The following is a 15,991-nucleotide window of genomic DNA, read 5'->3' on the forward strand; positions in this document are numbered from 1 at the left end:
CGCCTATTCCTCCCGGCTTGCCATGCGGGCGGCGAGACGGCGCTGGGCGGCGATGCGGCGCCGCCAGATTTCATTGCGGATCGCCATCAGATGCAGCGTGAAGAACAGTAGCGTGAAAGCGAGCGCCATGGTGAAGAGCGGCCAAAGGAATTCGGGATCGATGGTCGGGCCATCGAGACGCAGGATGCTTTCCTGCTGATGCAGCGTGTTCCACCAGTCGACCGAGAACTTGATGATCGGAATATTGACGAAGCCGACGAGGATCAGCACCGCCGTTACCCTCGCCGCCTTGGATGGATCGTCCATGGCGCGGCCAAGCGCGATCAGGCCGAGATACATCAGGAAGAGAATGAAGACGGAGGTCAGCCGCGCATCCCAGACCCAATAGGTGCCCCACATCGGCTTGCCCCAGAGGGAGCCGGTGACGAGCGCAAGAAGGGTAAAGGCTGCACCCAGCGGTGCCGCGGACTTGGCGGCGACATCGGCTAGCGGGTGACGCCAGACCAGCGTGCCGATCGCCGATATGCTCATGATCGTATAGCACATCATCGACAGCCAGGCCGCTGGCACATGGATATACATGATGCGCACGGTCTCGCCCTGCTGGTAGTCGCCTTCGGTCGAGAAGCTCAGATAAAGCCCGACGGCAAAGAGAATGGCCGTGATGCCGGCAAGCCAAGGGATCAGACGCGCCGCGAAGGCCAGAAACCGTGTCGGATTGGCAAGGTCTGAAAATCGGGTGATCGCCGGACTGATATCGCTCATGCCGCTTGTTTAACCCGATATTGCAACAGCCGCAATTCGCCCTTGCCGGTCATATGATCAATCCGTTGTGTTGCGCAGCGCGAGTGCCGCTGCTGCCGGGCCGAGGACGGCGAAGAACAGCGTGAGCGCGATCAGGATCAGGAATGGCGGCAGGAAGGGCTGCGGTCCCTCGACGGCGGCATAGGTGGCGCTGACGCCAAAAATGAGCACCGGGATCGTCAAGGGCAGAACGAGAATGGAGACGAGCAACCCGCCGCGCGGCAGGGCAACGGCAACGGCGGCCCCAACCGCGCCGATGAAGGTGATTGCCGGAGAGCCGACAAGGAGTGTCAACGCGGTCGTTCCGATCGCCGTCTCGTTCATGTTCATGAAAAGCCCGAGCAGTGGTGAGGCGATCATCAGCGGCAGGCCCGTCGCGACCCAATGAGCGGCGCATTTGACGAGCACCGTCACGACGAGCGGCGTTTCCTGCATGACGAGAAGGTCGAGCGATCCGTCGTCCCGCTCCGCTTGAAAAAGGCGATCGAGGCCGAGAAGCGCTGAAAGGAGAGCGCCGATCCAGACGATGGCCGGCCCGATGCGCGACAGCAGCTTCAGGTCCGGGCCGACACCGAAGGGAATGATGGCGACCACCGTCAGGAAGAAGAGGATGCCGATCAGCGCGCCGCCGCCGGCGCGTACCGAGAGCTTGAGGTCTCGGAGGAAGAGGGCGGTCATGCGATGAGCTCTTCCGATTCGGAGGGATAAAGCCCCTCTCCAACTTTGCGAGTGGAATAAGTCCCCTCCCCAACCCCTCCCCACGAGGGGGAGGGGCTAACCCGGCCGCTTGCCACCTCATTCTCGATTGAGGGGGAAACGAGACGCCGAGAGGAGCCCCTCCTTCTTGTGGGAAGGGGTTGGAAAGGGGTTTCTTTGTAGATCGACAACACCACCATCACCCCCACACCCCCTGATCCACTCCGGCAAATCCCGTCATCCGCAATTCCTGCGCCCGCTCCAGACCGAGCGGCTGGTGCGTCGCCGCAAGCACGATCCCGCCGCTCTTCTGATGATCGCCGATCAGCTTCGCAAAGAGCTGGTCGGCCGCCGAATCAAGTGCTGCGGTCGGCTCGTCCAGAATCCAGATCGGCCGGTAGGCGACAAGGAGCTTCGCGAAGGCCAGCCGCCGCTGCTGGCCGGCGGAGAGATAGCCGAAGGGCAGATGCGTGATGCCGGCCAGACCGACGGCTTCGGCCGCCTCCTCGATCGAAACGCCGGCGCCGCCATCCGCGTCGCTGAGAAAATCGCGCCAGAAAGAAAGGTTTTCTACAACCGTGAGTTCATTCTTCATTGCGTTGCGATGCCCGAGATAGTGGCTTGCTTCACATGCCGGACGCTCGGTTTTGCCGCGCGAATCGGTGAATATGACATGCCCTTTTTCCGGTCTCAGGAGACCCGCCACAACCCTTAGAAGCGTCGATTTTCCAGACCCGTTTCGCCCGGTCAAAATAAGGGCGTCGCCACCTGCCAAGTTAAAGGAAATGTTAACGAAAATCAGATCTTCGCCGCGTCGCGCGGCAAGGTTTTCAGCGCCCAAATACATCTATTGCCGACACTCCCATTCCCCATTGTCGCAGGCATAAAAAAATGTCCAATTTTGAGCTTTGTTGCTCTGGCCACCCGTTTAGAAATTATCTATAAGACCTGCAACCACGCCAGCGGTCGGCGTGAATATCATCCTTGCGCCGAACATAAGGTTTTCTGCCTTACGTGCGGACAGCGGAAATGGCCGTACCCGCATCCTGATGTGCATCAAGTGCATAGGCGTTCGCACGACTGTGTTGGCTATCAGAAACGGGGTATCTCGTGTCTAAATCTCTTGACAGTTTCAATTGTCGTTCCACGCTCAGTGTGAATGGTAAGGACTATGTCTATTACAGCCTGCCCAAGGCTGAGGCAAACGGCCTTGCCGGCGTTTCCAAGCTCCCCTACTCGATGAAGGTGCTGCTGGAAAACCTGCTGCGCTTCGAAGACGGCCAGTCGGTGACCAAGGAACATATCCAGGGCATCGCTGAGTGGCTCGTGAACAAGGGCACCGTCGAAAACGAAATCGCCTATCGCCCGGCCCGCGTCCTGATGCAGGACTTCACCGGCGTTCCTGCTGTCGTTGACCTCGCCGCCATGCGCGACGCCATGGTCTCCCTCGGTGGCGACCCTGAGAAGATCAACCCGCTTGTTCCCGTCGACCTCGTCATCGACCACTCCGTCATCGTCGACGAATTCGGCACGCCGACGGCTTTCGCCAAGAACGTCGAGCTGGAATATCAGCGCAACGGCGAGCGTTACCGCTTCCTGAAGTGGGGCCAGCAGGCCTTCCAGAACTTCCGCGTTGTTCCTCCCGGCACCGGCATCTGTCACCAGGTCAACCTCGAATATCTCGGCCAGACCGTCTGGACGAAGGAAGAGGATGGCGAAACGATCGCTTATCCCGACACCTGCGTCGGCACGGACAGCCACACGACGATGATCAACGGTCTCGGCGTTCTCGGCTGGGGTGTGGGCGGTATCGAAGCCGAAGCCGCCATGCTCGGCCAGCCGGTTTCCATGCTCCTGCCTGAAGTCATCGGCTTCAAGCTGACCGGCAAGCTGAAGGAAGGCGTAACCGCGACCGACCTCGTACTGACCGTTGTGCAGATGCTGCGCAAGAAGGGCGTCGTTTCGAAGTTCGTCGAATTCTTCGGCCCCGGCCTCGACAACATGCCGCTCGCAGACCGTGCGACCATCGGCAACATGGGCCCGGAATACGGCGCGACCTGCGGCTTCTTCCCGGTCGACAGCGAAACGCTGAACTACCTGAACACCTCTGGCCGTACCAAGGACCGCATCGCACTGGTCGAAGCCTATTCGAAGGCTCAGGGCATGTGGCGCGAGGGTGACGGCTCCGATATCGTCTTCACCGATACGCTGGAACTCGATCTCGGCGACGTCGTGCCGTCGATGGCCGGCCCGAAGCGCCCGGAAGGCCGCATCGCGCTGGAAAACATCGCATCTGGCTTCGCCGGCTCGCTTGACACCGAATACAAGAAGCCCGGCCAGCTTTCAAACCGCTATGCGGTTGAAGGCACCGACTTCGATCTCGGCCACGGCGATGTCGCCATTGCCGCCATCACGTCGTGCACCAACACGTCCAACCCGTCGGTGCTGATTGCAGCCGGCCTCCTCGCCCGCAACGCCGTTGCCAAGGGCCTGAAGACCAAGCCGTGGGTCAAGACCTCGCTTGCACCGGGATCCCAGGTCGTCGGCGAATATCTCGCCAAGTCGGGCCTGCAGAAGGACCTCGACGCGCTCGGCTTCAACCTCGTCGGCTTCGGCTGCACGACCTGCATCGGCAACTCCGGCCCGCTGCCGGCGCCGATCTCGAAGACGATCAACGACAAGGGCCTGATCGTATCGGGCGTTCTGTCCGGCAACCGTAACTTCGAAGGCCGTATCTCGCCGGACGTCCAGGCGAACTACCTCGCCTCGCCGCCGCTCGTCGTCGCCTACGCCCTTGCCGGCACGGTCCAGAAGGACCTGACGTCAGAGCCGATCGGCGAAGACAAGGATGGCAAGCCGGTCTTCCTCAAGGACATCTGGCCGACCTCGCACGAAGTGCAGGAATTCATCCAGAAATACGTCACCCGCGAACTCTACGAATCCAAGTACGCCGACGTCTTCAAGGGCGACGCCAACTGGCAGGCCGTTCAGGTTCCTCCGGGCCAGACCTATACCTGGGATGACAACTCGACCTACGTCCAAAACCCGCCCTACTTCGTCGGCATGGGCAAGACGGGATCTGGCACGTCGGACATCAAGAACGCCCGCGTTCTCGGTCTCTTCGGCGACAAGATCACCACCGACCACATTTCCCCGGCCGGTTCGATCAAGGCTGCTTCCCCGGCAGGCGCTTACCTCACTGGCCATGGCGTCGGCGTTGCCGACTTCAACCAGTACGGTACGCGCCGTGGTAACCACGAAGTCATGATGCGCGGCACCTTTGCCAACATCCGCCTTCGCAACCACATGCTCGGCCCGAACGGCAAGGAAGGTGGCTTCACCATCCACTATCCGTCGAAGGAAGAGGAATCGATCTACGACGCGGCCATGCAGTACAAGGCCGAGGGCGTTCCGCTCGTCATCTTCGCCGGTGTTGAATACGGTAACGGCTCCTCGCGCGACTGGGCTGCCAAGGGCACCAACCTCCTCGGCGTCAAGGCCGTCGTCGCCCAGTCCTTCGAGCGCATCCATCGCTCGAACCTGGTCGGCATGGGCGTCATCCCCTTCGTCTTCGAAGATGGTACGACCTGGGCAAGCTTGAACCTCAAGGGCGACGAACTCGTCACCATCGAGGGCCTGGAAAACATCAAGCCGCGCGAGAAGAAGATCGCCAAGATCACCTACGGCGACGGCACGGTGAAGGAAGTTCCGCTTCTGTCGCGCGTCGATACGCTCGACGAAGTGACCTACCTCAACAACGGCGGCATCCTGCAGACGGTTCTGCGCGACCTCGCCGCCTGATCTGACAGACTGATCGTTTTGGACGCCGCCGGGAAAGCTTCCCGGCGGCGTCTTGTTTTTCACGCTGAAGTGTATGCGGGTGATCGGCACCGACAGGGGTCTCACCCCTTCGTGACTTCCAGGGACCGCCGCGAACCATTATCTCTTGTTTCAGATTTGTCAGGCTTGATAGGCGCCAGGGAATATGGCTATCAAGACCTGGGTAAGAGGTATTGTCGCATGTCACTCCGGTTCGTCATTCCACTTCTGGCAGGTGTCGCCCTTGCGGTGTCGGCGCATGCGCAAGAGCTGAAAAAGCTCAAGGGTGTGGTCGAACTCTTCACATCCCAGGGCTGCTCTTCCTGCCCGCCTGCCGACGCAGCACTGCAGAAACTGATTGCCCAGGGCGATGTCGTGGCACTCGCCTACCATGTGGACTACTGGAACTACATGGGCTGGGACGACACGATGAGCTCCAAGGACAATACCGCGCGGCAATACGCCTATGCGCGTACGCTCGGCCGCAGCAACGTCTATACGCCGCAGGCGATCGTCAACGGGCGCGACCATCTGAACGGCGCCGATCTCAACGCCATCAACGTGAAGCTTGACCAGTTCGACCACAACGGCAAGGGCCTGACCGTGCCTGTTAGCGCCGCCCTGAACGGCGATGAGCTGGAAATCAAGATCGGCGCGGGCAATGGCAAGGCCAATGTGGTCGTCGCCTATTTCGACAGGGAACAGGTCGTCTCGGTCGACAAGGGCGAGAACACCGGCCACAAGATCGCCTACATGCACAGCGTCTCCGACGTCGAGACAGTCGGCATGTGGGACGGCAAGCCGATGAGCGTCGTTCTGCCATCGAGCGTGATGGACAAGGCGGGGCGCAAGGGCCTGGCGGTCCTGCTGCAATCGGCCACGCCTGCCGGTGATCCCGCGGCAATCGTCGGAGCGGCAGTCATGACTGTCGGCAGCGGCGAGTGAATATCGAACCTATTTGCTTGCGGGACGTTTCAAGAAGGCGGCCCGGCTAGGCGCATTCGGGGCTGGGGTTAGGTCGATGCACTTCGCCGGGCCCTTTGGCGTGCTGACGCCAAACTTCACTTCTATATTGGTCGCCTTTAAATGAGGCGCTGTTTTGACTGAAATACGGCACTGCAGAGAATGCATATGTCCTCGGGCAAATCGGAATAGCGGCTGGTCTTGCAATTTGGCGTGGCTAAGGCAAACTGTCACCCTGCTGTCATGAGCGGAGGCCTTGGGAGTTTAATGACTGATCAGCCGGATTTGCGGCACGGCGAAAGCCGTTCTGCCGAAAACACCCCTAGTGTCGTTGATCTCAGGGAATACAAGCAAAGCAAGGATCCGCTGCCGGTCACCTTCCACCGCAGGGAGCTTGATGCGATTCTGTGGATTTACGGACGCATGGTCGGCGAAGGCGAATGGCGGGACTACGCCATCGACCACCTGAAGGACAAGGCGGTCTTTTCTGTGTTCAAGCGCTCGGGCGAAATGCCGCTCTTCCGGATCGAGAAAAACCCCAAGCTCGCCGCCAAGCAGGGCGCGTTCTCTGTGATCAACGTGAATGGCATGATCCTGAAGCGTGGCCACGAGATCAGCCAGGTCCTGAAGGTCTTCGACAAGACGCTGAAGCTCGTTGAGAAATAAGCGTCCCGGGCCTATCCCCTGAAAAGCGTGCCAGGATAGACGGCTAGATCCGGGGCGGTTTCGGCTCCCTCCCCCAACACCTTTTGCATCAGCATCGTGTCCAGCCAGCGGCCATGCTTGTAGCCGGTGCCTTTCAGCAATCCCGTTTCTGAAAATCCAGTTGCCCGATGCAAGGCGATCGAGGCCGGATGCGCGCCGCCGATGACGGCGATCATCTGGCGGAAGCCAAGGCTCTCGCATCGCCGCAGCAGTTCATCCAGGAGCAGTTTGCCGACGCCACGCCCGCGCGCGTCAGGCGCCAGGTAAATCGAATCCTCGACCATCCAGCGGTAGGCTGGCCGGGTGCGGAAGGCGGAAGCATAGGCATACCCGAGAAAGACACCATTCTCGTCTTCGGCCACGATATAGGGATAGCCCTTTTCCGCGATACCGAGGAAACGGCTGGCCATCTCGGCCTCGTCAGGCGGGACGATCTCGTAGCTCGCCGTGCCGTTCAGCACGGAATCGCGATAAATTTCGGTAATGAGCGGCATATCCGCCGGTGTGGCGTCGCGAAGACGGATGGACATGGATGACCGCCAAGCTGAAAGGAGATCGCGATATCAAACATCAGCCGACGCGGAAGACAATAAAAAAGGCGGCCGAAGCCGCCTTTCCCAAAGATATCCTGTCATTCCTGTTACTTGCGGTCGCCCATGAACTGCAGGAGGAACATGAACAGGTTGATGAAGTCGAGGTAGAGCGTCAGGGCGCCCATGATTGCCTTGCGGCCAGCCATCACGGCATCGTCGGCAGCGTAGTACATTTCCTTGATCCGCTGCGTGTCGTAGGCGGTCAGGCCGGCAAAGGCGAGGACGCCGATGACGGAGATCGCAAACTGCAGGGCAGAGGACTGCAGGAAGATGTTGACCACTGACGCGATGATCAGGCCGAAAACGCCCATGATCAGGAACGAGCCGAAGCCCGAAAGGTCACGACGCGTGGTGTAGCCATAGAGCGACAGGGCACCAAAAGCGGCTGCCGTCACGAAGAAGGTCTGCACGATGCTGGTCTGCGTGTACACCAGGAACAGCGAAGACAGCGACAGACCCACCAGCGCGGCATAGATCCAGAAGGTCAGCTGCGCAGCACCCACGCTCATTCGGTTGATGCGGAAGCTCAGGAAGAAGACAGCCGCGACCGGAGCGAAGATAACGACCCAGCGCAGAGGCGTCTGGAACAGAGCTACGCCGAACTGCGTCAGATGACCGTCCTGGACGGCGAGATTGAAACCGAGATAGGCAGCCACACCCGTGATCGCCAGACCCAGCGCCATCAGGTTGTAAACCTTCAGCATATACGCGCGAAGGCCCTCATCTATCATCGCACCGGACTGTGCGCCTGCACCCGTCCGGTTTTGGTAATTGCGAAAGTCAGCCATGTTTTCCTCTTTTAAGCTCCGATGTGATTACGGTGTCGGGCGCGTTCGTCCCGGGCGCCGCTGCGGAGCTCCAGCATGCCTGACAAGAATATGAGGCTTTCGTCCGTTGCAAACAAGAGCCTTGCGATCCCCGATTGGGTTAAATCGGCGTAATATGGAGTGATTTCACCGGCTTCGGTTAACGGAGGAGACCTCAGAGCTCCCGCAGGACGGGTGCTGCCTTCTGGCCCAGCACCCGCCAGGTGCCGATAAGACCGATGCCAACAGTCAGCACCAGCGCTATCGCCAGCGTCGAGAACGCAACATCCGGCAAGAAAGCCGATGGCAGGTGCATGATCCGGCTGACAATATACCAGGCGGCGACCGAACCTGCGAGAAGGGCGAAGATCGCGGTTGCCGCCCCGAGAATCAGATATTCGTAGCTGAAAGCGCGGATCAGCATGGCGCGCGTGGCGCCGAGCGTCTTGAGGACGACCGCATCATGCGTTCTCGCGCGGTTTCCGGCCGCAAGCGCGCCTGATAGCACCAGTACCGAGGCAATCAGCGCCACCGAGGCTGCAGCCCTGATCGCCGTTGCAAGCTGACCGACCAGCGTGTTGATGACGTCGAGCGCATCCTTCACCCGCACGCTGGTAATCGTCGGATAGGCATTGGTGACGGTCTTCAGGATAGCCGCCTCCTGCTGGGGAGACGCTGAAGCATCGGTCAGTGTCGCGAGCCAGGCATGCGGTGCGCCCTTGAACGTATTGGGCGAAAAGACCATGACGAAATTGATCGACAGGGATTGCCAGTCGATTTTCCGGAAATTGGCGATCTTCGCCGTCACGTTGCGCCCGAGCACGTTGACCGTGACCTTGTCGCCTATCTTGAGGCCAAGCGCCTTGCCCTCGTCGTTCGAGAAGGAGACCAATGGCTCTCCGGAATAATCCTTGTCCCACCACTTGCCGTCGGTCATCGACGCGTTTTCCGGCAGCGTTTCCGAATAGGTGATGCCACGGTCGCCGCGCAGCACCCATCGCCCGGCAGCCGGCACCTTCATCTTGGTCACGTCCTGTCCGTTGAAGGCGACGATGCGGCCGCGCATCATCGGCACTTCGATCAGCTTGCCAGCGGGCGCCTGACCCTCGACCAGTTTGCGAAAACCATCGAGCTCCGAACCCTGGATATCGACGAAGAAGAAGTTCGGCGCCTGCTCGGTCATGCGGCCGGTCAATTCGCGGCGCATATTGCCGTCGATCAGCGTCAGCGTCACCAGAAGCGCAAGACCGAGCCCGAGCGACAGGACGACCGACGCGGTCAGCGCCCCCGGCCGATGAATATTCCCGATCGCCAGCCTCAGCGCTGGCGAATTGACATGCGGGCTGCGCCGCGCCAGCCACGCGACACCCGAGGCCACCGCGCGCAGCACGATGAAGGAGACGACGATTGCAACGACGAAGACGACAGCGATGAAGCGATCATAGGCGGTGACGATGGCGAGTGCGGCAAGAGCCGCAATCAGGATGGCGGCCGCAAGCAGATAGGGCCAGGACGGCAGGCGTCGCGCCTCGAAGCCCTGCTCGCGGAAAAGTGCTGTCGCAGGCACTTCGCGGGCATGGCCAAGCGGCAGGATGGCAAAGCCGAGCGTGGTCAGGAGACCGAAGAGGGTCGCAAGCAACAACGCGCCCGGATAGAGCGTCGGCGCCGTCGAAATCGGCAGGAACTGCGCCATGAATTGCGCGGCAAAGAGCGGCGCCACGGCGCCGATGACGAGCCCGATCGCAATGCCGATGAGCGCCAGGATCGCGATCTGGATCAGATAGATCATGACAACGACGAAGGCGGGGGCACCTAGGCACTTGAAGGTCGCAATCGTCGTGCGCTTGGAATCCAGAAACGCACGCACCGCATTGGCAACGCCGACGCCGCCGACGATCAGTGCCGTCAGCCCGACCAGCGTCAGAAATTGCGAGAAGCGGGTGATGTTGTCGGCAAGCGAGGGTGCGGCCCTGTCGCTTGTGCGGATGGACCAGCCGGCTTGCGGGAAAGCCTTGTTGGAACGGTCGGCGATGTTCTTCAGCCCAACCGTCGGACTGTCCATGCGGATCTTGTAGACATTGGCAACGAGGCTGCCGGTCGTAATCAGCCCGGAAGCGATAAGGCCGTCACGGCTCGTCAAAAGGCGGGGCGCGAACCCGAACCCTTCCGAGACGGCATCCGGCTCCGTCTTGATCGTGCCGGTAATCCGGAGCTTCGCGTTGCCGAGCAACAGCTCGCTACCGACATGTAGATTGAGCCGATCGAGAAGCAGCGGCGCAACGACAGCGCCATAGCTTCCATCCTTCTGCTCCAGAAGCGTGCTCAGCGGTTGATCGGGATCGGCTTCGAAAGTGCCGTAGAGCGGATAGGCACCGTCGACGGCCTTGACCTCGACCAGCGACTGATCGGAGCCATCTGGCAGGCGCGCCATCGAGCGCAAATCAGTCGCGGCGGACACCTTGCCGAGACCGCTCAGATAGGCAAGCTCCTCGGGCGTCGCCTGGCGATTGGTCAGCTCGAAACGAACGTCGCCGGCAAGCAGCGACTGCCCCTGCGTCGAGATCGCGTCGGTGATCGAGCGGGAAACGGAGTTGACGGCGGCAATCGCACCCGTGCCGAGCGCAATGCAGGCGAGAAAAATATAAAAGCCCCTGAGGCCACCGCGCAGTTCGCGAAGGGCCAGGCGAAAGGCGAGAGACAGACGCGCCGCCATCATGCGATGGCCGCCCGGCTTTGCCGCTCATGCGCGCTGTCGCCCTCGATCTGGCCGGAACGGACGCGGATCTGGCGGGAGCAGCGGGCGGCGAGCGCCGGATCGTGGGTGACCAGCAGCAGCGTCGTGCCGCGCTCGACCCGCTGGGCGAAAAGAAGATCGGCGATCTGGCGGCCGGTATCGGTATCGAGGTTGCCGGTCGGCTCGTCGGCGATGAGCAGCGCCGGCGAGGGCGCCAGGGCTCGGGCAATGGCCACGCGCTGCTGCTCGCCGCCGGATAGCTGGCCTGGATAATGGTTGAGGCGCTCGCCGAGGCCGACAGCCTCAAGCTCGCGGCGGGCAATCGCAAAGGCGTCCTTCACATTGGCCAATTCCAGCGGCACCGCGACATTTTCGAGCGCCGTCATGTTGGCGATGAGATGGAATGACTGGAAGACGATGCCGATGTTTCGGCCACGGAAATCGGCGATGCGATCCTCGCTGAGGCGATGAAGCGGCGTGTCCTTGATGATGATCTCGCCGCTGTCGAGCGTTTCCAGACCGGCCAGAACCATCAGCAGCGTCGACTTGCCGGAGCCGGAAGGGCCCACGATACCGACCGACTCACCCTCCTCGATCTCAAGGTCGATCCCCTTGAGCACATGGACGGAAGCGGCGGCATTTCCCAGCGTCAAATCCGCCTTCTTCAATTCGATGATGGTTTTTGCCAATGGGAAACCGCCTATATAAGTTCATGAAAGTCATTGGCGTGGACAGCCTTTGAGGCAATTTAGGGAATGGAACATGAGATTTAAAGTTGCCGCGCTTCAATTCGCTGTCATCGCCGGCGGCCTGATTTTCGGCCTCATGGCCGGTCCGGCAAACGCAAGAACGATCCAGCTGGTGGGCCTTGGCGACAGCCTGATGGCCGGATACCAGCTTCCGCCCGGCGACGGATTTCCGGCAAAACTCGAAGCGGCGCTGAAGGCAAAGGGGCTGGATGTCGTCGTCACCGATGCCGGCGTTTCCGGCGATACGAGCTCGGGCGGGCTTTCCCGGGTCGATTGGTCGGTGCCCGATGGAACCGACGGCGTGATCCTCGAACTCGGGGCCAATGATGCGCTGCGCGGCATTCCGCCCGAGGATACGGAGAAAAATCTCGACGCGATAATTAGCCGGCTTAAAGATCGTGGAATTGCCGTATTGCTCGCTGGCATGCTGGCGCCGCCGAACATGGGCGGCGATTATGCCGCCCGCTTCAACCCGATCTACAAGCGTCTCGCCGACAAGTATCAGGTAAAACTCTATCCATTTTTTCTCGATGGGGTGGCAGCTCAGGAGAATCTGCAACTTCAGGATGGAATGCATCCCAATCCAGAGGGCGTGAATATCATGGTGCAGCGTTTTGAGCCGGCTGCGCAGGATTTCATCGGCACGATTTCTTCAAAGCTAAAATAGGGGCTTGCGCCGAGGTCAATTGCGTGATTCGCTGTTAGCATCTGCAAAAGATTCGGGGAGAGCTCGTATGCCGAGACTGTTTACCGCCCTCGAAATTCCGCGCAATGCGGCAATGAGCCTGTCATTGTTGCGCGGTGGTCTTCCCGGAGCCCGGTGGATCGACGTAGAGAATTACCACATCACACTGCGCTTCATCGGCGACGTCGATAACAGGACGGCCGACGAAGTGGTTGATCGGTTGGACCGGATCGATCGCCCCGAGTTTCAGATACGGCTGGACAGCATCGGCTCCTTCGGATCGAAGAAGCCGCATTCGGTCTGGGCAGGCGTGACCCCGACACCCGATATGTTCGCCCTCCAGGGAGAGATCGAGCGCATCTGCCAGCGCATCGGCCTTCCGCCGGATCCGCGGAAATTTACCCCGCATGTAACGCTTGCCCGCCTCAAGGCGTCCCGCGTCGACGACGTGGTCCACTACCTCTCAGGCCGCGGCAATTTCCAGACGTCGCCGTTCACCGTCTCGCGCTTCGTGCTTTTGTCGTCGCGTGAGTCCGTCGGCGGCGGTCCCTACCTAACGGAAGAGATCTTCCCGCTTCACGAGGTCCACACGGCCCCCGCCTTTTCCGGCAGCATGCTGCAGCCTGAAAAGAGCATGGTGTAAACCGCCTCGAAATCTTCGCGCCGGCCATAATAGGGATCAGGCACGTCCTCCGTCGTCCCGAGCGTAAAGCTCGCAAACAGATGGATTTTGTCTGAAGCGGCCGTCGGCGCGAACTTCCGAAGGTTTTTCAAATTGTCGTGATCCATTGCGAGGATGAGATCGAAGCGATCGAAATCCTCCGCCGAGATGCGCCGGGCACGCTGGCGCGAAATATCGATCCCGTTTGCGGCTGCGACCGCGATGGAGCGACGGTCCGGCGCATCTCCCTGGTGCCATCCGCCGGTTCCAGCCGAATCGATTTCGAACCGATCGGCTCGTCCGGCGTTCTCTACGAGATGTCTGAAAATGCCTTCGGCAAGGGGCGAGCGGCAGATATTGCCCGCACAAACGAAGAGAATGCTGAAGCGGTCCATGCTATGTCTTGCCTGTTGAGAGGAGTGACCATCGCATGAAATACGAGAAGCTGGAAAGAGCCGCCATCGATGAAAATCTCGCCGGATTGCCCGACTGGCATTTGAACGAGAATGGCATCTCCATATCGAAGACTTTCAAGTTCGGAAATTTCGTCGAGGCCTTCGGTTTCATGGCGGAAAGCGCGCTGGCGGCCGAAAAGCTCAATCACCATCCGGAATGGTTCAACGTCTATTCCCGCGTCGATGTGACATTGACGACCCATGATGCCGGGGGGCTAACGGACCATGACATCCGTCTTGCCAAGGCAATGGAAAAGGCCGCGGCAAGAAGGACCGGTTGAACAAAGCGGCCGATTGAATCGGAAATCGCGATCACCATATGTTGATGCGCTCGGCGGTCGTGCCGAGCGGCGAAAGGAACCGCCCGGCATGGAAGACATCAAGTTCGGCGAGATATTGCTGCCCGGTGACGAAGACACCCAGAGCAGGCGAGAGAAATCCGTTCGCAAGAAATTTTGGCCCACTTTTCGTAAAGCCGTGCGCTATATCCCGTTTTCACGCGATGTCGTCGCCGCCTTTTACTGCGCGCTCGACCCGCAGACCCCGATGCGGGTCCGCGGCATATTGCTTGCGGCCCTTGCCTATTTCGTGATGCCTATCGATATCATCCCCGATTTCTTCGCAGTCATCGGCTTTACGGATGACGTTGCGGTGCTTGCCGCCGCCTTCACCCTTATCAACGGCCATATCCGGGTCCAGCACTACGAAGCGGCGGACAGAGCCCTTGCCGACGAGCCGGACGGGATGAAGACGATCTGACGGATCGTGAGACCGCCTATTGTCTCTCGGATTCCAAGGATTTCCGCAGCCTGCCGAATGCAAGCCTGATCCGGGATTTGACCGTCCCGAGCGGCAAGCCGGTCTCCGCTGCAATTTCGGAATGAGACTGGCCAAGGAAGAATGAAAACCTAAGCAGCGCCTGCTGGTCTGCCGGTAACTCTGCCAGCGCGGCCCGCACCAAGGCGTCGCGATTCTCGCTTTCGACGATGATGTCTGCACCCTTCTCCGCCTCCGGCTGCAGGGTTGGATCGGTATCGTCGAAAATCCGGGTCGTGAGGCGCCGCCGTGCATCAATCCGGCGATTGCGCGCGATGCGAAAGATCCAGGTCGACAATGACGAGCGGGCAGGATCATAAAGGTCGGCCTTGTGCCAGAGGATGATCATGACCTCCTGCACCAGTTCCTCGGCCTCGCTACTCGGCATTCTTTGCCGCACAAGCCATGATTTCAGCCGCGGGGCGAAATAGTCGTAGAGTTCTGAAAAAGCCGAATGGTCGCGACGCTCGGCGACGGCTTTTGCAAGGGCAGCGAAGTGCTGCCTTTCCTCAGCATCCATTTGCGCGCCTGAGGCCTCCCGCCATCGCCAATTCCGCCGTTAATTCCTATACCTTACTGAGGTACAGCGGATTCGCGATAGGTCAAACTCTTGCCCGAATCTTTATGTCTTAACTTTCTTTGACCGAGTGGCCTCTTTGCCATTCCGGCTCTTCAGTTTGTCCGAGGTACCTTTCGCTCCCGAATGACCGTTCTTGCCTTGAAATGGTGCAACCGGGAGCGCAAGTATCGCCACGTTGACGGTTTGGTAACCGGAATTAAGTCAAAATAAAGCAACTCGTGAACACGCAAGACCCGAGGTAGTTCGTGATCGCATCGGGTTTTCGATCGCAAGAAACCGGCAGGAAATCATGTTTGTTAAAAGTTTCGCAATCGCTCTGACCGTCATTCTGGCCAGCGCCGGCATTGCATCCGCCCAGTCGCAGGCTAAAACAAAGCCCACGGCAGCAAAGGGCCAGGCGGCGGCTGCGGCACCGGCTGCTCCGAAGCCGGAACTGATCAAGCAGTTCGGTGATTGGGGTGCGTATTCCTACCAGGCGGCGGGCGGCAAGGTCTGCTACGTCCTGTCTGTCGCAAAGACCAAGGCGCCGCCAACCGGCATCGACCATGGCGACAACTTCTTCATCGTCACCCAGCGCCCGGGACAGAATATCTCCTATGAGCCGCAGGCGATGATGGGCTATCCGCTCAAGGAAAATTCGAAGGTCAACGTCACGATCGACAACAAGACCTTCGTCATGTTCACCAAGGACAAGGCCGCCTGGGTCGAGAACGCCGCGCAGGAGCCGGCACTGGTCGCTGCCATGAAGACCGGTCATTCGCTGGGCATCGCTGCGACCTCCAAGCGCGGCACCGGCACGTCCTATACATATTCGCTCGCAGGCATTTCTGCCGCACTGAAGCAGATCGAAAGCTGCAAGTAAGCCATCACGCAGATTTGATCTGCGTGGCGAACTGCAATTATATCGAAAGGCCGGCGGCGACGC

17 protein-coding genes are annotated in these 15,991 nt (G+C 60.1%); 8 read left to right on the forward strand and 9 right to left on the reverse strand.

Going from position 1 to position 15,991, the window contains the following annotated elements; genetic code table 11:
- Positions 1-3: 3 nt before the first annotated feature.
- The 3 genes from DTW90_RS13275 to ccmA form a co-directional block, all read right to left on the reverse strand.
- Entirely contained in the window at positions 4-765 is a 762-nt protein-coding gene (locus tag DTW90_RS13275; protein WP_132522202.1) for a heme ABC transporter permease, read from the reverse strand.
- Positions 766-822: 57 nt separating this feature from the next.
- Positions 823-1,482, reverse strand: coding sequence for a heme exporter protein CcmB (gene ccmB / locus DTW90_RS13280; RefSeq protein ID WP_149338851.1), 660 nt, complete (start codon positions 1,480-1,482; stop codon positions 823-825).
- Positions 1,483-1,699: 217 nt separating this feature from the next.
- Positions 1,700-2,347 carry a heme ABC exporter ATP-binding protein CcmA gene (gene ccmA / locus DTW90_RS13285; protein ID WP_149338853.1) on the reverse strand — a complete coding sequence of 216 codons (648 nt, stop codon included), beginning with the start codon at positions 2,345-2,347 and terminating at the stop codon, positions 1,700-1,702.
- 263 nt (positions 2,348-2,610) lie between these two features.
- Here ccmA and acnA point away from each other — a divergent pair, with 263 nt between their 5' ends.
- From acnA to DTW90_RS13300, 3 genes are all read left to right on the forward strand, one after another.
- Positions 2,611-5,301, forward strand: a complete 2,691-nt coding sequence (acnA, locus tag DTW90_RS13290; protein ID WP_149338855.1) for an aconitate hydratase AcnA — start codon at positions 2,611-2,613, stop codon at positions 5,299-5,301.
- Positions 5,302-5,520: 219 nt separating this feature from the next.
- Positions 5,521-6,264 carry a thioredoxin family protein gene (locus tag DTW90_RS13295; protein ID WP_149338857.1) on the forward strand — a complete coding sequence of 248 codons (744 nt, stop codon included), beginning with the start codon at positions 5,521-5,523 and terminating at the stop codon, positions 6,262-6,264.
- Positions 6,265-6,549: 285 nt separating this feature from the next.
- Positions 6,550-6,948 carry a DUF2794 domain-containing protein gene (locus tag DTW90_RS13300; protein WP_132522212.1) on the forward strand — a complete coding sequence of 133 codons (399 nt, stop codon included), beginning with the start codon at positions 6,550-6,552 and terminating at the stop codon, positions 6,946-6,948.
- 11 nt (positions 6,949-6,959) lie between these two features.
- On the opposite strand, the gene DTW90_RS13305 is transcribed toward DTW90_RS13300, so the two are convergent.
- The 4 genes from DTW90_RS13305 to DTW90_RS13320 all read right to left on the reverse strand — a co-directional run bounded on the left by DTW90_RS13305 (position 6,960) and on the right by DTW90_RS13320 (position 11,809).
- Complete coding sequence (locus tag DTW90_RS13305; RefSeq protein WP_149338859.1) at positions 6,960-7,517, reverse strand: GNAT family N-acetyltransferase; 558 nt, start codon at positions 7,515-7,517, stop codon at positions 6,960-6,962.
- Positions 7,518-7,627: 110 nt separating this feature from the next.
- Positions 7,628-8,368 carry a Bax inhibitor-1/YccA family protein gene (locus DTW90_RS13310; RefSeq protein ID WP_149338861.1) on the reverse strand — a complete coding sequence of 247 codons (741 nt, stop codon included), beginning with the start codon at positions 8,366-8,368 and terminating at the stop codon, positions 7,628-7,630.
- 193 nt (positions 8,369-8,561) lie between these two features.
- Positions 8,562-11,102 (reverse strand): ABC transporter permease, encoded by a 2,541-nt coding sequence (locus DTW90_RS13315; RefSeq protein WP_149338863.1) that lies wholly within the window; start codon positions 11,100-11,102, stop codon positions 8,562-8,564.
- Positions 11,099-11,809 (reverse strand): ABC transporter ATP-binding protein, encoded by a 711-nt coding sequence (locus DTW90_RS13320; protein ID WP_149338865.1) that lies wholly within the window; start codon positions 11,807-11,809, stop codon positions 11,099-11,101. The genes DTW90_RS13315 and DTW90_RS13320 overlap by 4 nt, the downstream gene beginning before the upstream one ends.
- Positions 11,810-11,882: 73 nt before the next feature.
- On the opposite strand from DTW90_RS13320, the gene DTW90_RS13325 reads away from it, so the two are divergent.
- Both DTW90_RS13325 and thpR read left to right on the forward strand, forming a co-directional pair.
- On the forward strand, positions 11,883-12,536 hold the full coding sequence (locus DTW90_RS13325) for an arylesterase (RefSeq protein ID WP_149338866.1): 654 nt from the start codon (positions 11,883-11,885) through the stop codon (positions 12,534-12,536).
- 67 nt (positions 12,537-12,603) lie between these two features.
- Complete coding sequence (gene thpR, locus DTW90_RS13330) at positions 12,604-13,197, forward strand: RNA 2',3'-cyclic phosphodiesterase (RefSeq protein ID WP_132522224.1); 594 nt, start codon at positions 12,604-12,606, stop codon at positions 13,195-13,197.
- Here the strand turns inward: thpR and DTW90_RS13335 are convergent.
- Positions 13,131-13,610, reverse strand: coding sequence for a low molecular weight protein-tyrosine-phosphatase (locus tag DTW90_RS13335; protein WP_149338867.1), 480 nt, complete (start codon positions 13,608-13,610; stop codon positions 13,131-13,133). The genes thpR and DTW90_RS13335 overlap by 67 nt on opposite strands.
- A gap of 35 nt (positions 13,611-13,645) precedes the next feature.
- On the opposite strand from DTW90_RS13335, the gene DTW90_RS13340 reads away from it, so the two are divergent.
- Together DTW90_RS13340 and DTW90_RS13345 are read left to right on the forward strand one after the other, a co-directional pair.
- Complete coding sequence (locus DTW90_RS13340) at positions 13,646-13,951, forward strand: 4a-hydroxytetrahydrobiopterin dehydratase (protein WP_149338869.1); 306 nt, start codon at positions 13,646-13,648, stop codon at positions 13,949-13,951.
- Positions 13,952-14,039: 88 nt separating this feature from the next.
- The gene (locus DTW90_RS13345) at positions 14,040-14,429 is read left to right on the forward strand and encodes a YkvA family protein (protein ID WP_132522230.1); all 390 of its coding nucleotides are present in this window, start codon (positions 14,040-14,042) and stop codon (positions 14,427-14,429) included.
- A 16-nt stretch (positions 14,430-14,445) separates the two neighbouring features.
- Here the strand turns inward: DTW90_RS13345 and DTW90_RS13350 are convergent, their stop codons facing one another.
- Positions 14,446-15,006 (reverse strand): sigma-70 family RNA polymerase sigma factor, encoded by a 561-nt coding sequence (locus DTW90_RS13350; protein ID WP_149338871.1) that lies wholly within the window; start codon positions 15,004-15,006, stop codon positions 14,446-14,448.
- A 349-nt stretch (positions 15,007-15,355) separates the two neighbouring features.
- Between DTW90_RS13350 and DTW90_RS13355 the strand changes: the two genes are divergently transcribed.
- Entirely contained in the window at positions 15,356-15,928 is a 573-nt protein-coding gene (locus DTW90_RS13355) for an invasion associated locus B family protein (RefSeq protein WP_132522234.1), read from the forward strand.
- The last annotated feature ends 63 nt before the right edge of the window (positions 15,929-15,991 follow it).

The organism is Neorhizobium sp. P12A (assembly GCF_008365395.1).
Taxonomy (GTDB): domain Bacteria; phylum Pseudomonadota; class Alphaproteobacteria; order Rhizobiales; family Rhizobiaceae; genus Rhizobium.

Bases quoted from the DNA above. Each gene is read 5' to 3' on its own strand.
- DTW90_RS13355 (WP_132522234.1), top strand. From the start codon at position 15,356: ATGTTTGTTAAAAGTTTCGCAATCGCTCTGACCGTCATTCTGGCCAGC.
- ccmA (WP_149338853.1), bottom strand. From the start codon at position 2,347: ATGTATTTGGGCGCTGAAAACCTTGCCGCGCGACGCGGCGAAGATCTG.
- ccmB (WP_149338851.1), bottom strand. From the start codon at position 1,482: ATGACCGCCCTCTTCCTCCGAGACCTCAAGCTCTCGGTACGCGCCGGC.
- DTW90_RS13335 (WP_149338867.1), bottom strand. From the start codon at position 13,610: ATGGACCGCTTCAGCATTCTCTTCGTTTGTGCGGGCAATATCTGCCGC.
- DTW90_RS13350 (WP_149338871.1), bottom strand. From the start codon at position 15,006: ATGGATGCTGAGGAAAGGCAGCACTTCGCTGCCCTTGCAAAAGCCGTC.
- DTW90_RS13345 (WP_132522230.1), top strand. From the start codon at position 14,040: ATGGAAGACATCAAGTTCGGCGAGATATTGCTGCCCGGTGACGAAGAC.
- DTW90_RS13305 (WP_149338859.1), bottom strand. From the start codon at position 7,517: ATGTCCATCCGTCTTCGCGACGCCACACCGGCGGATATGCCGCTCATT.
- thpR (WP_132522224.1), top strand. From the start codon at position 12,604: ATGCCGAGACTGTTTACCGCCCTCGAAATTCCGCGCAATGCGGCAATG.
- DTW90_RS13315 (WP_149338863.1), bottom strand. From the start codon at position 11,102: ATGATGGCGGCGCGTCTGTCTCTCGCCTTTCGCCTGGCCCTTCGCGAA.
- DTW90_RS13340 (WP_149338869.1), top strand. From the start codon at position 13,646: ATGAAATACGAGAAGCTGGAAAGAGCCGCCATCGATGAAAATCTCGCC.
- DTW90_RS13310 (WP_149338861.1), bottom strand. From the start codon at position 8,368: ATGGCTGACTTTCGCAATTACCAAAACCGGACGGGTGCAGGCGCACAG.
- DTW90_RS13325 (WP_149338866.1), top strand. From the start codon at position 11,883: ATGAGATTTAAAGTTGCCGCGCTTCAATTCGCTGTCATCGCCGGCGGC.
- DTW90_RS13295 (WP_149338857.1), top strand. From the start codon at position 5,521: ATGTCACTCCGGTTCGTCATTCCACTTCTGGCAGGTGTCGCCCTTGCG.
- DTW90_RS13300 (WP_132522212.1), top strand. From the start codon at position 6,550: ATGACTGATCAGCCGGATTTGCGGCACGGCGAAAGCCGTTCTGCCGAA.
- DTW90_RS13275 (WP_132522202.1), bottom strand. From the start codon at position 765: ATGAGCGATATCAGTCCGGCGATCACCCGATTTTCAGACCTTGCCAAT.